General features: G+C 71.8%; 20 protein-coding genes. 10 read left to right on the forward strand and 10 right to left on the reverse strand.

The annotated features are described in order from the left end of the window. Positions 1 to 138: 138 nt before the first annotated feature. The gene (locus ACFCV8_RS29785; protein ID WP_376688580.1) at positions 139 to 519 is read left to right on the forward strand and encodes an ArsR/SmtB family transcription factor; all 381 of its coding nucleotides are present in this window, start codon (positions 139 to 141) and stop codon (positions 517 to 519) included. A 35-nt stretch (positions 520 to 554) separates the two neighbouring features. On the opposite strand, the gene ACFCV8_RS29790 is transcribed toward ACFCV8_RS29785, so the two are convergent. The 7 genes from ACFCV8_RS29790 to ACFCV8_RS29820 all read right to left on the reverse strand — a co-directional run bounded on the left by ACFCV8_RS29790 (position 555) and on the right by ACFCV8_RS29820 (position 6,259). After that, positions 555 to 734, reverse strand: a complete 180-nt coding sequence (locus tag ACFCV8_RS29790) for a hypothetical protein (protein WP_376688581.1) — start codon at positions 732 to 734, stop codon at positions 555 to 557. A gap of 45 nt (positions 735 to 779) precedes the next feature. After that, the gene (locus tag ACFCV8_RS29795; protein ID WP_376688582.1) at positions 780 to 1,505 is read right to left on the reverse strand and encodes an HAD family hydrolase; all 726 of its coding nucleotides are present in this window, start codon (positions 1,503 to 1,505) and stop codon (positions 780 to 782) included. A gap of 51 nt (positions 1,506 to 1,556) precedes the next feature. Continuing rightward, on the reverse strand, positions 1,557 to 2,255 hold the full coding sequence (locus ACFCV8_RS29800) for a phosphatase PAP2 family protein (protein WP_376688583.1): 699 nt from the start codon (positions 2,253 to 2,255) through the stop codon (positions 1,557 to 1,559). A gap of 139 nt (positions 2,256 to 2,394) precedes the next feature. Continuing rightward, positions 2,395 to 3,330, reverse strand: coding sequence for a M56 family metallopeptidase (locus tag ACFCV8_RS29805; RefSeq protein ID WP_376688584.1), 936 nt, complete (start codon positions 3,328 to 3,330; stop codon positions 2,395 to 2,397). 85 nt (positions 3,331 to 3,415) lie between these two features. Continuing rightward, positions 3,416 to 3,988 carry a DUF5134 domain-containing protein gene (locus ACFCV8_RS29810; protein ID WP_376688585.1) on the reverse strand — a complete coding sequence of 191 codons (573 nt, stop codon included), beginning with the start codon at positions 3,986 to 3,988 and terminating at the stop codon, positions 3,416 to 3,418. Between the two features lie 141 nt (positions 3,989 to 4,129). Next, positions 4,130 to 4,954, reverse strand: a complete 825-nt coding sequence (locus ACFCV8_RS29815; protein ID WP_376688586.1) for a phosphoenolpyruvate hydrolase family protein — start codon at positions 4,952 to 4,954, stop codon at positions 4,130 to 4,132. 51 nt (positions 4,955 to 5,005) lie between these two features. Next, positions 5,006 to 6,259 (reverse strand): Tm-1-like ATP-binding domain-containing protein, encoded by a 1,254-nt coding sequence (locus ACFCV8_RS29820; RefSeq protein WP_376688587.1) that lies wholly within the window; start codon positions 6,257 to 6,259, stop codon positions 5,006 to 5,008. 104 nt (positions 6,260 to 6,363) lie between these two features. On the opposite strand from ACFCV8_RS29820, the gene ACFCV8_RS29825 reads away from it, so the two are divergent. Then, positions 6,364 to 7,776 carry a PLP-dependent aminotransferase family protein gene (locus ACFCV8_RS29825; protein ID WP_376688588.1) on the forward strand — a complete coding sequence of 471 codons (1,413 nt, stop codon included), beginning with the start codon at positions 6,364 to 6,366 and terminating at the stop codon, positions 7,774 to 7,776. A gap of 10 nt (positions 7,777 to 7,786) precedes the next feature. Here the strand turns inward: ACFCV8_RS29825 and ACFCV8_RS29830 are convergent, their stop codons facing one another. Further along, a complete protein-coding gene (locus ACFCV8_RS29830; RefSeq protein ID WP_376688589.1) occupies positions 7,787 to 8,173 on the reverse strand; it encodes a VOC family protein in 387 nt (128 codons plus the stop codon). A gap of 81 nt (positions 8,174 to 8,254) precedes the next feature. Between ACFCV8_RS29830 and ACFCV8_RS29835 the strand changes: the two genes are divergently transcribed. Then, entirely contained in the window at positions 8,255 to 8,830 is a 576-nt protein-coding gene (locus ACFCV8_RS29835; RefSeq protein WP_376688590.1) for a GNAT family N-acetyltransferase, read from the forward strand. Here the strand turns inward: ACFCV8_RS29835 and ACFCV8_RS29840 are convergent. Then, positions 8,820 to 9,503, reverse strand: coding sequence for a glycerophosphodiester phosphodiesterase (locus tag ACFCV8_RS29840; RefSeq protein ID WP_376688591.1), 684 nt, complete (start codon positions 9,501 to 9,503; stop codon positions 8,820 to 8,822). The genes ACFCV8_RS29835 and ACFCV8_RS29840 overlap by 11 nt on opposite strands. Before the next feature lie 266 nt (positions 9,504 to 9,769). Here ACFCV8_RS29840 and ACFCV8_RS29845 point away from each other — a divergent pair, with 266 nt between their 5' ends. The 3 genes from ACFCV8_RS29845 to ACFCV8_RS29855 are packed head-to-tail and all read left to right on the forward strand — an operon-like array spanning position 9,770 to position 13,013. After that, a complete protein-coding gene (locus ACFCV8_RS29845) occupies positions 9,770 to 11,167 on the forward strand; it encodes a DUF6421 family protein (protein ID WP_376688592.1) in 1,398 nt (465 codons plus the stop codon). Between the two features lie 26 nt (positions 11,168 to 11,193). Continuing rightward, positions 11,194 to 11,955: an SDR family NAD(P)-dependent oxidoreductase gene (locus ACFCV8_RS29850; RefSeq protein WP_376688599.1), complete on the forward strand. Its 762-nt coding sequence runs from the start codon at positions 11,194 to 11,196 to the stop codon at positions 11,953 to 11,955. Then, the gene (locus ACFCV8_RS29855; RefSeq protein ID WP_376688593.1) at positions 11,934 to 13,013 is read left to right on the forward strand and encodes a threonine aldolase family protein; all 1,080 of its coding nucleotides are present in this window, start codon (positions 11,934 to 11,936) and stop codon (positions 13,011 to 13,013) included. Before ACFCV8_RS29850 ends, ACFCV8_RS29855 begins: the two co-directional genes overlap by 22 nt. A gap of 75 nt (positions 13,014 to 13,088) precedes the next feature. Here ACFCV8_RS29855 and ACFCV8_RS29860 read toward each other — a convergent pair whose 3' ends face one another. After that, the gene (locus tag ACFCV8_RS29860) at positions 13,089 to 13,811 is read right to left on the reverse strand and encodes a lysophospholipid acyltransferase family protein (protein ID WP_376688594.1); all 723 of its coding nucleotides are present in this window, start codon (positions 13,809 to 13,811) and stop codon (positions 13,089 to 13,091) included. A 218-nt stretch (positions 13,812 to 14,029) separates the two neighbouring features. Here ACFCV8_RS29860 and ACFCV8_RS29865 point away from each other — a divergent pair, with 218 nt between their 5' ends. The 4 genes from ACFCV8_RS29865 to ACFCV8_RS29880 form a co-directional block, all read left to right on the forward strand. After that, positions 14,030 to 14,356: a TlpA family protein disulfide reductase gene (locus ACFCV8_RS29865; RefSeq protein WP_376688595.1), complete on the forward strand. Its 327-nt coding sequence runs from the start codon at positions 14,030 to 14,032 to the stop codon at positions 14,354 to 14,356. Between the two features lie 196 nt (positions 14,357 to 14,552). Continuing rightward, on the forward strand, positions 14,553 to 15,059 hold the full coding sequence (locus tag ACFCV8_RS29870; protein ID WP_376688596.1) for a flavin reductase family protein: 507 nt from the start codon (positions 14,553 to 14,555) through the stop codon (positions 15,057 to 15,059). Between the two features lie 204 nt (positions 15,060 to 15,263). After that, the gene (locus tag ACFCV8_RS29875) at positions 15,264 to 16,049 is read left to right on the forward strand and encodes an electron transfer flavoprotein subunit beta/FixA family protein (RefSeq protein ID WP_376688597.1); all 786 of its coding nucleotides are present in this window, start codon (positions 15,264 to 15,266) and stop codon (positions 16,047 to 16,049) included. Between the two features lie 125 nt (positions 16,050 to 16,174). Continuing rightward, positions 16,175 to 16,794, forward strand: a 620-nt coding sequence (locus tag ACFCV8_RS29880) for an electron transfer flavoprotein subunit alpha/FixB family protein (RefSeq protein ID WP_376688598.1), incomplete at its 3' end; no start/stop codon positions are given.

The raw sequence follows: 16,794 nt of genomic DNA on the forward strand, positions 1-16,794 counted from the left end.
CTCCCCGGGTTTTTGCGTGGGGGGGCCCCGTTCCCGCGGGGGGCAGGGGGCCACCCCGAACTACGACGGATCTCGTATTGTGGGAGGCCGGTACGGACCCGGGAGAGGGTCGGTGAACGTCGAGGAAGTGGAGCCGTCGTGACCCCCGCCAGCACCCCCGCCCCCAGCAGCACCGAGGCCGGCGGGCGCGTGCTCGACCACCCCGCGCGGGACGAGATCCGCGTCGAGGCGGTGCTGCACGCGCTCTCCGACCCGATGCGGCTGCGCATCGTCCGCGAACTGGCCGCCGCCGAGGCCGAGCTCAGCTGCTCGGGGTTCGATCTCCCGGTGTCCAAGTCCACGACCACGCACCACTTCCGGGTGCTGCGCGAGAGCGGCATCGTCCAGCAGATCTACCGGGGCACCGCCAAGATGAACGGCCTGCGGCGGAACGACCTGGAAGAGCTCTTCCCCGGTCTGCTCGACCACATCCTGGACGCGGCGAACCGCCAGGCGCGACGCATCGGCGAGGGGCGCTAGGGCCTGCCGACCCGCCGAGCGCGGCCCGGCGGCCGTCAGGCGGCGGGCCGGGTGCTGTCGCGCGTCGCCGCGGCCCACTCCACCAGCAGCCGCTGGTACTGCTCCTCGTCCTCCGGGGACAGGCAGCCGCCCGAGCGCTGCCACAGGTCACGGATCTCTTCGTTCACCGCGGCGGCGGTGCGCGTGGTTTCGGAGGAGCACGGAGAACGGGACATGCTTACAGGCTAAGGCCACGATGTGACAATCGGACCCATTGCGCGTCAGGGACATCTCTCACATGCCTGTCGGGGAACGTCCGGCACCAATTCGAGCGTCCGCAGTCCGTCCGGCCGCTCCGAAACCGGAAGATGCCGCACAAACCGCACGTCACAGCCCAGTGCGGCGGCTCCACCGTCCGCCTCCCGCTCGTCCCCGACCATCACCACGTCGGTCGGATCCACCCCGAGAGATGTGCAGGCGATGTGGAAGATCCGTGAGTCCGGCTTCTGGATTCCGTGCTCGTACGACAGGACGTAGGCGTCGACCAGGCCGTCCAGGCCGTGGGCCCGGAACACCGGGCGCAGGTCCCAGCCGATGTTGCTCACCACACCGACCCGGACGCCGCTCCCGTGCAGCGCCCCGAGTACCTCCGCCGTGTCCAAGTACGGCTGCCAGGCGGCGGGCATGCGGTGCCGTTCGTACAGCGCGTCGTACAGGCCGGGGTCCGGCAGCGCCACCTGCCGGGCCAGCGCGGTGTACGCATCCCGGTGGGCCCGCGCGCTCTCGTCCCGGGTCGCCCACGCGGTGGCGAGCGCGGCGGGGACGTGCCGGGGAGCCGGGCCGCCCGGCAGCGCCCCGGCGGCCTCCAGTTCGCCCGCGTACCGCTCGAAGGCGGACTCGTCCACCGTGATCCCGCGCCCGGTGAGGACCGCGCGCAGCCAGGAACGGACGGGCTCGATACGGAAGAGGGTTCCGGAGAAGTCGAACAGCACACCCTTGATCTGCATGGCCGCGATACTCCCCGGCACCGGGACCGCAGGGCAAGACGGCCGGGCGCCTCAGGGCGTACGCGCCCCGCGCCGCCACCGCTCGAACCGGCTGAATCCGGCGATCGAGAGGCCCAGCAGGGCCGCCCCCAGCAGCCAGCCGCCCAGCACGTCGCTCAGCCAGTGCACGCCCAGATAGAGCCGGGTCACCCCCACCCCGACGACCGAGACGCCCGCCACCGCCAGCGCCCCCCGCCACAGCCGGGGCCCGGCACCGTACCGGCGCAGCAGCCACAGCATCAGCCCGCAGCTCACCGCCGCCGTCATCGCGTGTCCGGACGGGAACGCCGCGTAGTGCGCCGAGTCCACCGGGTCGGGCCAGTGCGGCCGCTCCCGGCCGACCGCGGACTTCAGCCCCTGCTGCAGCAGCGTGCCGAGCAGGCTCGTGGCCGCCACCCACACCGCGAGCGGCCGGGCCCCGCGCCACCACAGCGCCACCACCGCGACGGCGATCAGGGCGCGCATGGTCCACGGATCCCACGCCCAGTCGGTCAGGATCCGGTTGGCGTGCACCAGGCCCGGCTCGGTCACCGCCCGGCGGTGCAGGGCGTCCGCGACGGTGCGGTCCAGCGTCGTCAGCGGTGACCACCGCAGGGCGACGGGGGTCAGCAGGGCCAGGAAGAGCAGTGCACAGGCCGTGCCCACGCGCAGTGCGCTGAACCGGGAACGGCTGCGGGGGAGGGGCGGCGGGGCGAGCGTGGCGGACGGCATGGGGTGATCCTCGCGGAAGACCGGCCGTCCTGGCTATCGCGGTGCGCCACGTCGCGGAGTCGTCGTCGTGCGCCTTCGTGGCGCCGCTGCCGCAATGCCTTCGTAGCGCTGCTTGGCGCGGAGCCGTTGTCGCGGTGCGCTATCGCAGGGCGCTGAGTCCCGGGATGAACGCGACCAGTAGCGGAACCACCGGAACCAGCGCGGCCGCGGCGGTCAGCCGGAGCCTGCGACCGGCGGTGAGCCGGTCCGCCGGGGTCAGCAGCCGGTTCACCCGCAGCGGCAACTGCGCGTCCGGGGCCGGGCAGGGGCCGAACACGCCCCGGTCCTCGTTGAGTTCCACCAGGGCCAGGGCGATCGTCAGCCGCCCGAAACGTTTCGACGCCACATCGTCCGCGGCCAGTTCGACCAGCCGGTGCATCTCGTCGCGGAACGCCGCGAACACCGGCACCTGCGGAAACCCGGACGCGAGCGCGTCGGAGCAGTGCAGCAGCCAGTCGTGCCGCGCCTTCGCGTGCCCCTGCTCATGGGCCAGCACCGCGTCCAGCTGACGGCCTTTCAGGCGCCTGAGTGCCGTGGTGGTGATGACCAGTTGGGGGGCGGCGCCCGGCAGCCACCAGGCGTCCGGGCGGTCTCCCTCCAGCACCACCAGACGGGCGCTTCCGGGCTCCTCGCCGGGCATCAGCGGCGACCGCACCAGCAGTTCGGTACGCCGCTTCCGGCGGCGCACCCGGGCCCGGTGGATCTCCCGGGTCAGCATCACCGCCGACCACACCCCGCCGAGCGCCAGCAGCACCGCCATGGCGGCCGACCAGGAACCGTGCCCGCCGAGCGCGTACGCCTCCACCACCGCCCGGGGCGCCGGCGCGAACACATGACCGCGCACCGCCTGCCAGGCAGCGGCGGCGCTGAACGTCATGGAGAGCGCGAAGGAGAGCAGCACCCCCGCCACCACGCACTGCCACACCCAGAGCGCCACCACGGGCTCGCGCTCCGGCCACCGCGCTCTGGCCATCAGCCGCGGCGTCAGGACGGCGGCCAGGGCACCGAGCAGCAGCAGTGCGAGGGAGACCAACATGACGCCAGCCTATGAGGGGCGCGGCGGCCAGGGGTACGGCTCTGCACGGCAAGTGACGCACGCCACGGTTTGCCCGGCCGTTGTCTCACAGACCGAGCAGCATCGCGAGCATGGCCATCCCCATCGTCAGCCGGCAGGCGAGCGCCAGCTCGGGCCGCGCTCCCCAGCCGCCCGCCGTGGCCCCGCCGCCGGCCGCCGCGGACACGGGTATCAACCGGGCGCCCGACCGCAGCACGTACCCCGCGAAGTAGGCCAGCAGCAGCCCGGTCAGCAGGGGGACACCGCCCGCCGCCGCGGCCCCGTGGCCCGCGTGAGCGCCGTGCGCCGAGCCCCCGCCCGGTGCCATCGTCAGCGCCATGTAGACCATCGCCGCGGAACCGACCAGGTGATGCAGGTGGTGCGCGTCGCGCCGGGCGAACCACAGGGCCCGCAAGGAGGCGGCGCCGAACAGCGCCGCGTACACCGCCCAGCCCCAGGCGGGCGGCGGCACGACGGCCGCGGGCACCGCCATCGCCGCCATGCCGAAGCCCATCAGTGCCTCCGCGCGCGCCGTCCTGCGCCCTTCGCCGGTCTCGCTGCGGACGCGCAGCAGGCAGTAGGCCCCGGCCATCGCGCACAAGGCCATCAGCAGCCAGCCCGAAACCACCGGTCCGTGCACGGCACACCACCCCCTGGACGTACGACGCGGTCCCCCAGGTCGATGCCCGTACGGGAACTGCCGTACGCAGCGCACTGGGGTACAAGGGGAGCGCGCGGAGGGAGCGTTCCCTCCGCGCGCGGTGTGTGTCCGGGCCGGCGGTCAGCCGACGGTGAGGGACTTGAAGGCGCGTGCCTGCTCGGTGATGGCCCGCTCGGTGGGCAGCCGCTCCATGGACGAGGCACCGAAGAAACCGGCGATCCCCGAGGTGTGCTCCAGGACGTAACGGGCGTCCTCGGGTTCGGCTATCGGTCCGCCGTGACAGAGCACGATGATGTCGGGATTGACGCGCTTGGCCGCGTCGTGCATCTCCTGCACGGCGGTGGCGGCCTCGTCGAGCGTGAGCGCGGTCGCGGCACCGATCGCCCCCTTGGTGGTCAGCCCCACGTGCGGAACGAGCACATCGGCGCCGACCCGGGCCATCTCGGCGGCCTGCTCGGGGTCGAACACATAGGGAGCGGTGAGGAGATCGCGCTCATGGGCCTGGCGGATCATGTCGATCTCCAGGCCGAACCCCATCCCGGTCTCCTCCAGGTTCTCGCGGAACTTGCCGTCGTACAGACCGACGGTGGGGAAGTTCTGCACACCGGTGAAGCCCACGGCCTTCAGCTGGTCGAGGAAGTTGCCCATGATCCGGAACGGATCGGTGCCGCACACCCCGGCGAGCACCGGGACGTCCCGCACCACCGGCAGGACCTCGCCCGCCATGTCGAGCACGATGGCGTTGGCGTCACCGTAGGGCAGCAGTCCCGCCAGCGATCCGCGGCCGGCCATCCGGTAGCGGCCGGAGTTGTAGATGATCAGCAGGTCGACGCCGCCGGCCTCCGCACACTTGGCGGACAGGCCGGTGCCCGCGCCTGCGCCGATGACGGCCCGGCCGGACCGGACCTGTTCGGTCAGGCGGGCCAGTGCTTGCTTGCGGTTCACGGAGGGGCTCCTGTTCGGACGAGGGGTTTCGCGGTCGGTGTGCACGGTTGCTCAGCTCCGCGGGCGGGACGCGCCCCGCGCCGTGATCAGCTGGTGGAGGTGGTCGGCGGCGGCGACGGCGAACGACGGGTCGTTGAGGTGGGCGCCGATCTCCCGCAGGTCCACGGCGCTGCCGCGCAGCGCGTCACGCAGGGACGCCAGTCCGGCCGCGTCGGCCTCCGGGTCGTGGAACGGGCCGCCCGGGGCGTCCACGGCGGAGACGCCGCCCTTCGGCCAGAGCACGGCCGTCGGGCCCTTGGCCGAGGCCAGCTTCCTCCCCATGGAGGCGCCCAGCTCGGCCATCTCGCCGGGGGTGGTGCGCATCAGAGTGACGGTGGGGTTGTGGACCAGGAGACGGCGGTCGGCGAAACGGGCCGGGACGGTGTCGGCGGGGCCGAAGTTGACCATGTCCAGCGCGCCGGGCGCGACCACCTGCGGCACACCGGCCAGACCCGCCGCGGTGAGCCGGTCCGGACCCGCGCTCAGCACACCGCCGACCAGGTCGTCCGCCAGCTCCGTGGTGGTCAGGTCCAGGACGCCGGCGAGGAACCCGCCGGCCGCGAGCTTCTCCAGCGCCCGGCCGCCGGCCCCCGTCGCGTGGAAGACCAGGACCTCGTACCCCAGCTCGTCCAGCCGCTCCCGGGCGGCGTCGACCGCCGCGGTGGTGACCCCGAACTGGCTGGCGCCGACCAGCGGACGTCCCCGGGGCCCCGGATCACGCAGACTCCGCTCGTGATGGACGGCCATACCCGCCGCCGCGGCGGCCGCGTTGCCCAGGATCTGCGAGGACACGGAGTTGATCCCGGCCACGTCGACCACGCTGTACATCATCGTGATGTCGCTGCTGCCCACGTACGGCGACACGTCCCCGCTCGCCATGGTGGACACCAGCACCTTGGGCACGCCGATGGGCAGCGCCTGCATGGCGCGCGCGGCGATGAACGAGCCGCCGCTACCGGCCACCGCCAGCACCGCGTGCAGCTGCCCCTCGCGGTGGAGATCGCCCACGATCCGTTCGACGCCCTCGGCCATCGCGGTGACCGCCGCCCCCCGGTCGCCGGCGGCCCGCAGCGCGTCCAGACCGTGCCCGGCGCGGCGCGCGACGGCCGCGGCGTCGATGTCGCCCGTCGGGCCGTCCGTGGGCGAGGGCATCACCCCGGCGTCGACGAGCACCACGTCGCAGCCCGCCTCACGGATCCGCTCCGACAGCCACGCGTACTCCGCCCCCTTGGTGTCCAGTGTCCCGACGAGCACCACGGTCGCCATGTCTCGCTCCTTTGCAACGACGTTCTCCCGATCATGTGCGAGCCGCCCGACGTCGGCAAAGACCACTTGACGGCAATTGGCCTGCGGCGGGCGATGATGGGGCCATGGAGCGGATTCCTCCCACCCGGCTCTCCCGCCTGCTGACCGGATGGTCCAGGGACGGCACCGGCGCGCTGCCCGGGCAGCTGGCCCGCGCACTGCGCGAACTGGCCGAGCGCGGGGACGTCGCGCCGGGCACGGTGCTGCCCTCGCAGCGTGCCCTGGCCGCGGCGCTGGGCGTCAGCCGTTCCACGGTGACGGCCGCGTACGGCCTGCTGGAGGCAGGGGGATGGCTGGAGAGCCGGCAGGGCAGCGGCTCCCGGCTGCGCGGCTCGGGGGCGGTGGGCGAGCCCGCCACCGAGGGGCGGCTCGCCAGCTTCGGCACCAGGGACGACGGCATCGACCTGTCCAGCGGCGCGCTGGACGGCCTGCCCGCCGTCGCGGCGGCCGCCGACGCGCTCTCGGCCGCCGACCTCACCGCCGCGCTGACCGGCGACGGCTACCTCCCGTACGGGCTGCCCGAACTCCGCGAAGGGATCGCCGCCCACCACCGGTCGGCGGGCCTGCCGACCACCGCGGACCAGATCCTCGTCACCGCCGGGTCCCAGCAGGCCGTCTGGCTGATCACCCAGGGCCTGGTCGAACCGGGCGACACCGTGATCGTCGAGGACCCGACCTACCGAGGCGCCCTCGAAGCGCTGCGCGCCCGCGGTGCCCGGCTCGTCCCGCTGCCCGCCGACGACGGGCACGGCGCCCGCGCGCTGGCCCGGCTCACCGGCCACGTCCGCCCGCGACTGGTCTACCTCCAGCCCTCGCTCCACAACCCCACCGGGCGCGCCGCCGACGAGTCCGCCCGCCGCGCCTGGGCCGCCGTACTCGCCGATCAGGGCCTGTACACGGTGGAGGACAACGCCTACGCCGAGCTGGCCCTGCATCACGACGCCGCGCCCGCTTCCCTCGCCGGACTGCTGCCGCCCGCCGCCACGGCCACCGTCGGCACCCTCTCCAAACTCTTCTGGGGCGGCCTGCGGATCGGCTGGATCCGCGCCTCCACCACGGTCGTCCGCCGTCTCGCCGACATCAAGAAGTCCGTCGACCTGTCCTGCCCGGTGGTGGACCAGATCCTGGCGGTGAAGCTGCTCGGGCAGCTCCCCGAGGCCAGGGCGCACCGCCGCTCCCGGTTGCGCGAACGCCTCACGGAGACCGAACACCTGCTGCGGGAGCAGGCGCCCGGCTGGCGGTGGCGGCGGCCCGACGGCGGCTCCGCCCTCTGGGTCGAGATCCCCGGCGCCGACGCCGAGGCCACCGCCCAGCTGGCCCGCCGCGCGGGCGTGCTGATCGTCCCCGGCCCGGCCTTCTCCGCGGTGGACGGCTTCCGTCACCATGTGCGGCTCCCGTTCGCCGACCGGGACGGCGCACTGGCCCGGGCCCTGCCCGTACTCGTCGACTGCGCGGAGCGCAGCCGCGCCGCGCACTGACCGCGCGGCGTCAGGGGCGGTAGCGCAGCGGATGGTCGGCCGGTACCTCCACCACGACGATCCGGTGCCCGTCCGGATCGCGGGTCCACATCTCGACCAGCCCCCACGGCTCGCGCGCCGGCTCCCGCAGCACCTCGACGCCGCGGCCGGCCAGCTCCACGTGCGCCGCCCGTACGTCCGCGACCTGCAGCCACAGTTCGAGACCGGGCACCGGTGGCGCGGCGGCGCGTCCGGACACCTCCAGGAAGCCCCCGCCGAGGAAGTAGACCGTGCCCCGCTCGGGGCCGGTGCCGAACTCCCGGTAGACGGGCAGAGCGAGCCACTGCCCGTAGAACCGCCGGGACCGTTCGGGATCGACCGGATGCAGCAGGACCCGGCTGCTCAGCACATGAACCATGCTCGGACCCTAGGGGGTGAACCCCCGGGTTACGCTGCACCGGCACGGCCGTCGCAGCACAGAAACCGGAGAGCCACCACCATGGACGCAGCTTCCGCGCAGGAATCGGGCCGACCGACCTTCCGCGACGCCGTCGAGGGCGATGTACCCGCCCTGGTGGCGCTGATCGAGTCGGCGTACCGCGGGGACGCCAGCCGGGCCGGATGGACCACCGAGGCGGACATCCTCCAGGGGCAGCGGACCGACCCCGACGGGGTGCGACGGGTCGTCGAAGCGGCCGGGAGCCGGCTGCTGGTGGTGGAGCGGGACAGCGTGATCGTCGCCTGCTGCCAGCTCGAACACCGTGGCGACGCCGCCTACTTCGGGATGTTCGCGGTCCGCCCCGAACTCCAGGGCGCCGGCCTCGGCAAGGTGATCATCGCCGAGGCCGAGCGCACCGTCCGCGAGGGCTGGGGCGTGAGCGAGATGCACATGACCGTGATCTCGCTCCGTGACGAACTGATCGCCTGGTACGAGCGGCGCGGCTACCGCCGCACGGGGGAGCTGAGCCCGTTCCCGTACGGCGACGAGCGCTTCGGGATCCCGCAGCGCGACGACCTCGCCTTCGAGCTGCTGGTCAAGGACCTCACCACCTCCGGGGCCGCGGTCACGCGGTGAAGCGGCCGGCGCGGCGGATCTCCGGGTAGTCGGTCGTCGCGCCGTCCAGCCGCAGCGCGCGGGCCAGTCGCAGATGGTCCTGGGTGTTCACCACCCAGCCGATGACCTTCAGCCCCTCGGCGTGCGCCTGCTCGGTCACCTCCAGGGTGAGGCGGCGGATGTTCAGCGCCAGCGTCGCTGCCCCCACCGCCTTCGCCCGGTCCACCACATCGCCCTGCCAGCGGCTCGCGATGAGCACGGTCCGTACCCCCGGCACCAGACGGGCGATCTCGGCCACCGCCGCGTCGTGGAACGACGACACCTCCACCCGGTCGGTGAGGCCGCGGCGCAGCATCACCCCGGCCAGGGCGCGGGCCGCCGCCGCGTCCTTGATCTCGGCCTGCAACGGGGAGCTCACGGCGTCGAGCACCTCCTCGAAGACCGGCACCCGCTCGCCCAGCCCGGCGTCGAGTTCACGCAGCTCGGACAGGGTCTTCCCGCTGATCGGGCCGGTGCCGTCCGTCGTACGGTCCACCTCGGCGTCGTGCATGACCGCCAGCGCGCCGTCCTTGCTCAGATGCAGATCGAGCTCGATCGCGTCCATTCCGGCCCGTTCGGCCCGGACGAACGAGCGCAGGGTGTTCTCCGGCTCGACACCCATCACCCCGCGATGCCCGATGGTGAGAAGAGACATGGCAGACCCGCTTCCGTCGAGGTGTCTTCCCGTTTGCGGTTCCTACCCGCTCGGAGCCCCGGCATGACGCCGACGGGGCAGTCGGGGCAAGGCCCCGCCCTTCTTGGGAGGCATCCGGCGGAAGCCGCTCCACTTCCCGGTCCGCACAGGAAATATCGCGGTGACCATGGGGGGTCGGCAGGATAATTTACTGAGATCCACTTGTCTCGGGGAACCGTGCATGGATACGGTTGCTTAACGCGAGGTTCTCTTGTGGAGGAAGTGTTATGACGGAAATTCTTGTGCACGACGTCGCCGGAGGCGGCATAGCTACGGATCAGCCGGTGGTCGATCACCCGGCCTGGCCCGTGCTCAAGAATGCCGTGGAAGAGATCCGCCCCTGGCAGTCGAAGGACGGATCCATCGACTTCGAGGCCGAGGGCGCGCCGTCGGCCGGGACCGCGCGCGAGGCGGTCGACCGGGTGATCGCCGCGGTCGAGGAGCTCTCCCCGCTGCTGCCGCACGACGCCGCCTACCACCGCGCCCTGGTCACGGACCTGCGCCGCTGGGCCACCGAGGGATTCGGCGTCCCGGACTTCCTCGACTCGCTGCTCGCCTTCCAGCCCGCCAAGGACCGCGCCGACGGGCTTCAGCACCTGGTCGTCTTCGCGATGTACACGCAGAACGGCAACCCGGACCGCAACCTCGAAGCGGTCGTCCTGCGGATGGTCTGGCCCGAGTGGCTGGCCGAGCTCGAGGCGACCCGCTACGACAACCCGCTGTTCTGCGGCATCACCTTCGAGGACTTCACCTCGGGCTACGACACCAACTCCGCCGTGCTCTTCCCGGAGACCATCGCCGTGCGCGAGGCCCCCGAGCGGTTCAGCTGGGGCGGCATCTTCTGCGACCGCGAGGCGGCCCGCTTCCGCCGGGTCACCGAGGCCTCGGTCGAGCTGCTCGGCCTCGAGCTGCCCGAGGACATCCAGGAGATGGTCGGCGACCAGCAGCGCTGCGAGCAGGCCTTCGTGCTGTGGGACATGGTCCACGACCGGACGCACAGCCACGGCGACCTGCCGTTCGACCCCTTCATGATCAAGCAGCGCCAGCCGTTCTGGATGTACGGACTGGAGGAGCTGCGCTGCGACCTCACCGCCTTCAAGGAGGCCGTGAAGCTGGAGGCCGACGGCTTCCCCCAGGGCCGTGACGTCCAGTACGCCGTGCTGTTCGACCGGATGTTCCGCTTCCCCGTCACCGGCGAGCGCGTGCGCAACTACGACGGCCTCGGCGGCCAGCTGCTCTTCGCCTACCTCCACAAGCACGATGTCGTCCGGTGGACCGACAACACGCTGAAGATCGACTGGGACCGCGCCCCGCAGATCACCAACCAACTCTGCGCCGAGATCGAGAAGCTCTACCGCGACGGCATCGACCGCCCCAAGCTGGTCCACTGGTTCGCGGCGTACGAGCTCGTCTCGACCTACCTCGCCCCGCACCCCGGCTCCCGCTGGGCCAAGGGCCCGGACGCGCTGGACCTGTCGCAGCCGCCGCGTAAGCTCGTCGACGATGTGCTTCCGGACGAGTTTCCCCTGAGCATGTTCTATGAGGCGCTCTCCAAGAAGCTGAAGAAAGTGATCGCCTCCACCAAGGGGATCACCGCCGCGGATGCCGAGCAGGCAGCCGCGTGAGCGCCCGGTCTGAGGAGGCGGTGGCCATGAACGGAAACGGCAAGGGCAGCGGAGCTCTCGAGGGTGCCGTGATCGCGGTCGCCGGAGCCGCGGGACCGGCCGGACGCGCCACGCTGCTGAGGCTGGCCGAGGCCGGTGCGACCGTCGTCGCGTCCGACGCGGACGCCACGCGGCTGGCCGAGGCGGTCGACGCCGCGCGCTACGCCCACGGCGGCGCCACCGTCACCGGCGACACGGTCGATCTGCTGGATCTCGGCGCCGCCCGCGAATGGGCGGACAAGACCGAGAAGGAGTTCGGCCGGATCGACGGCCTGGTCCACCTGGTCGGCGGCTGGCGCGGCAGCAAGAGCTTCGCCGAGACCGACCTCGCCGACTGGAACCTGCTGGAGAAGCTGCTGATCCGCACGGTCCAGCACACCTCGCTGGCCTTCCAGGAGGGACTGCAGCGCAGCGACCGGGGCCGCTACGTGCTGATCAGCGCGGCCGGGGCGTCCAAGCCCACCGCCGGAAACGCGGCCTACGCCGCGTCCAAGGCGGCGGCCGAGGCCTGGACACTCGCGCTCGCGGACGCCTTCCGCAAGGCCGGGGGCGAGGAGGGCCCGAGGACCGCGGCTGCCATCCTGGTCATCAAGGCACTGGTGCACGACGCCATGCGCGCCGAGCGCCCGAATGCGAAATTCGCGGGCTTCACCGACGTCGAGGAGCTGGCCGAGGCCATCGTCGGCGTCTGGGACCGGCCCGCCCCGGAAGTGAACGGAAAGCGCCTGTGGCTGACCCCACAACCGTAAGAACCGACGCGCGGCGCCACCACGACCCGCGGATCCGCGGCTTCGCCAGTGACAACTACGCGGGCACCCACCCGGAGATCCTCGCCGCGCTCGCCCTCGCCAACGGCGGCCATCAGATCGCCTACGGCGAGGACGAGTACACCGGGCACCTCCAGCGCGTCATGCACAGCCACTTCGGCCCCACCGCCGAAGCGTTCCCGGTGTTCAACGGAACCGGTGCCAACGTCGTCGCCCTCCAGGCCATGACCGACCGCTGGGGCGCGGTGATATGCGCCGAGTCCGCCCACATCAACGTGGACGAGGGCGGCGCACCCGAGCGGGTGGGCGGCATCAAGCTGCTCACCGTGCCCACCCCGGACGGCAAGCTCACCCCCGAGCTGATCGACCGGCAGGCGTACGGCTGGGACGACGAGCACCGCGCCATGCCGCAGGTCGTCTCGATCGCCCAGAACACCGAGCTCGGCACCGTCTACACCCCCGACGAGATCCGCGCCATCTGCGACCACGCCCACGGACTCGGCATGAAGGTCCATCTGGACGGGGCCCGGATAGCCAACGCCTCGGCGTCGCTGAACGTGCCGATGCGCACGTTCACCAACACCGTCGGCGTGGACGTGCTGTCCTTCGGCGGTACGAAGAACGGGGCGCTCTTCGGCGAGGCCGTGGTCGTCCTGAACCCGGACGCCGTCCGTGCCATGAAGCACCTGCGCAAGCTGTCGATGCAGCTCGCCTCGAAGATGCGCTTCGTCTCCGTGCAGCTGGAGGCGCTGCTGGCCGGGGACCTCTGGCTGCGCAACGCCCGGCACGCCAACGAGATGGCGCAGCGGCTCGCCGAGGGCGTCGGAGCGGTGGACGGTGTGGAGATCCTCCACCCCGTCCAGGCCAACGCCGTCTTCGCCCGGCTGCCGCACGCGGTGAGCGAACGGCTGCAGAAGCGCTTCCGCTTCTACTTCTGGGACGAGGCGGCGGGCGACGTGCGCTGGATGTGTGCGTTCGACACGACGGAGGACGACGTCGACGCCTTCGTCCTCGCCCTCAAGGAAGAGATGGCGAAGTAGCCGCGTCCGACATGCCTGTGGCCCGTCCCTCCCGGTTCTCCGGGCGGGACGGGCCACAGTGACGTTTCGGCCGGGTCAGCCCCGCTCCTTCACCTCGGCCGGGGTCGGCGCCGTACCGCCGAGATGGGCGGGCACCCACCAGGTGTCGCCCGCGTCCTTCGGGCGTACCGGATAGGCCCGCTGGGCCGCCTCCAGCAGCTCCTGGACCCGCTCCCGCAGCCGCCGGGTGATCGCGCCCGCGTACTGGTCGGCGGGCGCCTCCACCGGCTCGCCGACCCGGATCGTCACCGGGATGTGCTGACGCTTGAAGTTGCGCGGCCGCCCCTTGGTCCACAGCCGCTGCGTGCCCCAGAGCGCCACCGGGATGAGCGGTACGCCGGCTTCCTGGGCCAGCCGGGCGGCGCCCGACTTGAAGCTCTTCAGTGTGAACGACTCCGAGATGGTCGCCTCGGGGAACACCCCGATGACCTCGCCGGAACGCAACGAGGACAGCGCGTGCGCGTAGGCGTGCTCGCCCTGCCTGCGGTCGACGGGGATGTGCTTCATCCCGCGCATCAGCGGTCCCGAGACCTTGTGCCGGAAGACCGATTCCTTCGCCATGAACCGGACGAGCCGCTTCTGGGGCAGGGCCGCGAGCCCGGTGAAGATGAAGTCGAGATAGCTGATGTGATTGCTTACCAGTACCGCGCCGCCGGTCTTCGGGATGTATTCGGAACCCTGGCTGTCGATCTTCAGGTCGAGCGCCTTGAACAACGTGCGAGCGGCGCCGATGACCGGTCGATAGACGAGTTCTGCCATCTGGGGAAGACCCTTCTTCAGCGCCTGTGGAGGATTCTCCCGGCGGAAGTTACGCAGCCGTAGGTTTGCGGCATGGCGCCGATCGTGCCCCATGCGCGACGCGGTGGCCAGTCTCAGCGGGCCCGGGACGCGAGATTCTCGTCACGTGCGGCGTTCGGGAATGTCCGGTCGGCCAATGGTGCTGACCTCCTGTGACGAGCTCTGACAGGAGGACGAGGGTGGACGGGCAGGAACAAGGAGGGCCGCTGGACGCGGCCCGGCTCGGCGCGGAACTGGGGGAGCGGGCCACGCTCGTGCAGTTCTCCAGCGCGTTCTGCCAGCCCTGCCGGGCGACCCGCCGCACGCTCGCCGAGGTGGCGGGCATGGTGGAGGGCGTCGCCCATGTGGAGATCGATGCCGAGGCCCACCTCGGGCTCGTACGGGAGCTCGGCATCAGCCGGACACCGACCGTGCTGGTCCTCGACGCCGACGGCCGGATCGTCCGCCGCGCCGCCGGGCAGCCGCGCACCGTCGACGTGGTCGCCGCACTGGGACAGGCGATGTGACGGACCGTGACGCATCTCCCACATCGTGGGGCACTCTTGACGGCGCCGACCGTGAATCGTCAGTCTGACGCTATGCCGCCGGAAACCCTTCTCCATGGCCGGGTCCATGTCGATCTCGCCCGCAACGCGAGCGCGCGCTGTCCAGGTGCCTGAGCAACCACGGCCCCGTACGCCTCCCCCGCAGAAGGACATCTCCATGACGGCTTCGCCCGAAATCGACACCCCGGCCCAGGCTTCGCCCGACCTCCTCCGCTCCGTCTTCCGACAGCACGCCGCCGGTGTGGCCGTGATCACCGCCGCGGGCGACCGGCCGGTCGGCTTCACCGCCACCTCCCTCAGCTCCGTCGCCGCCGACCCGCCGCTGATCTCCTTCGGGGCGGGCACCGGATCCTCCAGCTGGCCGGTCCTGGCCGAGGCGGAGCACGTCGGCGTCCACATACTCGGGGAGGACCAGCGCGAGCTGGCCGCCACGTTCGCCCGCAGCGGGGCCGACCGGTTCGGCCCGTCCACCTTCTGGCGCAGCGGTCCCGAAGGAGTGCCGCTGCTCGACGGCGTGCTGGCGTGGCTGGTCTGCCGCGTCGTCGCGCGGGTCCCGGCGGGCGACCACCGGATCGTGATCGCCCAGGCCGTGGCCGGCGACCCGGCCGGAAGCGGCCGCCCGCTCCTGTACCACCAGGGGCGCTTCAACGCGCTGCGGGACTGATTCGTCCCCGGCGGCAATGGGCTGCCGCACGTTGGGCATGTCACAGTTGCGCACGCTTGCCCATGCGCCGCCCGCTGGGTGTACTGGCTAGTAATATTTCCGGTCGGGGCGTCGGTCGCCCCGACCGGAATCCGCCCCTTCAGGCGCCTATGCTGCGAGCAACAAGGCAGCCCCCGGAAAAGACGATGCAGTAGGAGAGCCGGCGTGAGCTTGAGGATCGTTGTCTGTGTGAAGTACGTGCCGGATGCGACGGGTGACCGGCGTTTCGCTGATGATCTGACGGTGGACCGTGAGGATGTGGACGGTCTGTTGTCGGAGCTGGACGAGTACGCGGTGGAGCAGGCGTTGCAGATCGCGGAGTCGGCGGACGATGCGGAGGTGACGGTGCTGACGGTGGGTCCGGAGGATGCGCGGGACGCGTTGCGCAAGGCGTTGTCGATGGGTGCGGACAGGGCTGTTCATGTGGAGGACGAGGGGTTGCACGGCAGTGATGTGATGGGGACGTCGCTGGTGCTGGCGAGGGCGGTGGAGAAGGCCGGTTTCGATCTGGTGGTGTCGGGGATGGCGTCGACGGACGGGACGATGGGTGTGGTTCCGGCGTTGCTGGCGGAGCGGTTGGGTGTGCCGCAGGTGACGTTGTTGTCCGAGGTGTCGGTGGAGGGTGGTGTGGTGCGGGGGCGTCGTGATGGTGATGCGGCGTCGGAGTCGGTGGAGGCGTCGTTGCCGGCGGTGGTGTCGGTGACGGACCAGTCGGGTGAGGCGCGGTATCCGTCGTTCAAGGGGATCATGGCGGCGAAGAAGAAGCCGGTGGAGTCGTGGGATCTGGAGGATCTCGGGGTGGAGGAGGACGAGGTCGGTCTGGCGGGTGCGTGGACGGTCGTGGAGTCGGTGGCCCAGCGTCCGGCGCGGTCGGCGGGCACGGTCGTGAAGGACGAGGGCGAGGGCGGCCGGAAGCTGGCGGAGTTCCTCGCGGGTCAGAAGTTCATCTGACCGGCCGGTGGGGCCGTGCGGGGTTTCCGGGGCCGTGAAGGTCCGGGGCTGCGGGTGGCCCGGTGGGTGTCGAAGTGCCTGTTCTGTTCTGTCGTTCTCTGCTAGTCGCGGGAGTTTGAAGTCTCATGGCTGAAGTTCTGGTCTTTGTCGATCATGTGGATGGTGCGGTTCGTAAGCCGACGCTGGAGCTGCTGACGCTGGCGCGTCGGGTGGGTGAGCCGGTGGCGGTGGCGGTGGGTGCGGGTGCCGGTGGTACGGCGTCGGTGCTGGGTGAGCACGGTGCGGTGCGGGTGCTGGTGTCGGAGGCGCCGGAGTTCGGTGAGTTCCTGGTGGTGCCGAAGGTGGATGCGCTGGCGGCGGCGGTGGGGGCGGTGTCGCCGGTGGCGGTTTTGGTGCCGTCGTCGGCGGAGGGCAAGGAGGTCGCTGCGCGGCTGGCGGTGCGGATCGGGTCGGGTGTGATCACGGACGCGGTGGACGTGGAGGTCGTGGACGGGGGTGTGGTGGCGGTGCAGTCGGTGTTCGCGGCGTCGTTCACGGCGCGTTCGCGGGTGTCGCGGGGTGTGCCGGTGGTGACGGTGAAGCCGAACTCGGCGCCGGTGGAGCCGTCGTCGGCGGCGGGTGCGGTCGAGGCGCTGGAGGTGGAGTTCGGGGAGCTGTCGCGGGGGACGCGGGTGGTGTCGCGTACGGCGCGTGAGTCGACGGGGCGTCCGGAGCTGACGGAGGCGGCGATCGTGGTCTCGGGCGG

Origin of the sequence: Streptomyces sp. NPDC056347, assembly GCF_042262625.1 — a bacterium.
Classification (GTDB): Bacteria; Actinomycetota; Actinomycetes; order Streptomycetales; family Streptomycetaceae; genus Streptomyces.

Bases quoted from the DNA above. Each gene is read 5' to 3' on its own strand.
- ACFCV8_RS29790 (WP_376688581.1), bottom strand. From the start codon at position 734: ATGTCCCGTTCTCCGTGCTCCTCCGAAACCACGCGCACCGCCGCCGCG.
- ACFCV8_RS29795 (WP_376688582.1), bottom strand. From the start codon at position 1,505: ATGCAGATCAAGGGTGTGCTGTTCGACTTCTCCGGAACCCTCTTCCGT.
- ACFCV8_RS29800 (WP_376688583.1), bottom strand. From the start codon at position 2,255: ATGCCGTCCGCCACGCTCGCCCCGCCGCCCCTCCCCCGCAGCCGTTCC.
- ACFCV8_RS29805 (WP_376688584.1), bottom strand. From the start codon at position 3,330: ATGTTGGTCTCCCTCGCACTGCTGCTGCTCGGTGCCCTGGCCGCCGTC.
- ACFCV8_RS29820 (WP_376688587.1), bottom strand. From the start codon at position 6,259: ATGGCGACCGTGGTGCTCGTCGGGACACTGGACACCAAGGGGGCGGAG.
- ACFCV8_RS29825 (WP_376688588.1), top strand. From the start codon at position 6,364: ATGGAGCGGATTCCTCCCACCCGGCTCTCCCGCCTGCTGACCGGATGG.
- ACFCV8_RS29830 (WP_376688589.1), bottom strand. From the start codon at position 8,173: ATGGTTCATGTGCTGAGCAGCCGGGTCCTGCTGCATCCGGTCGATCCC.
- ACFCV8_RS29835 (WP_376688590.1), top strand. From the start codon at position 8,255: ATGGACGCAGCTTCCGCGCAGGAATCGGGCCGACCGACCTTCCGCGAC.
- ACFCV8_RS29840 (WP_376688591.1), bottom strand. From the start codon at position 9,503: ATGTCTCTTCTCACCATCGGGCATCGCGGGGTGATGGGTGTCGAGCCG.
- ACFCV8_RS29845 (WP_376688592.1), top strand. From the start codon at position 9,770: ATGACGGAAATTCTTGTGCACGACGTCGCCGGAGGCGGCATAGCTACG.
- ACFCV8_RS29850 (WP_376688599.1), top strand. From the start codon at position 11,194: ATGAACGGAAACGGCAAGGGCAGCGGAGCTCTCGAGGGTGCCGTGATC.
- ACFCV8_RS29860 (WP_376688594.1), bottom strand. From the start codon at position 13,811: ATGGCAGAACTCGTCTATCGACCGGTCATCGGCGCCGCTCGCACGTTG.
- ACFCV8_RS29870 (WP_376688596.1), top strand. From the start codon at position 14,553: ATGACGGCTTCGCCCGAAATCGACACCCCGGCCCAGGCTTCGCCCGAC.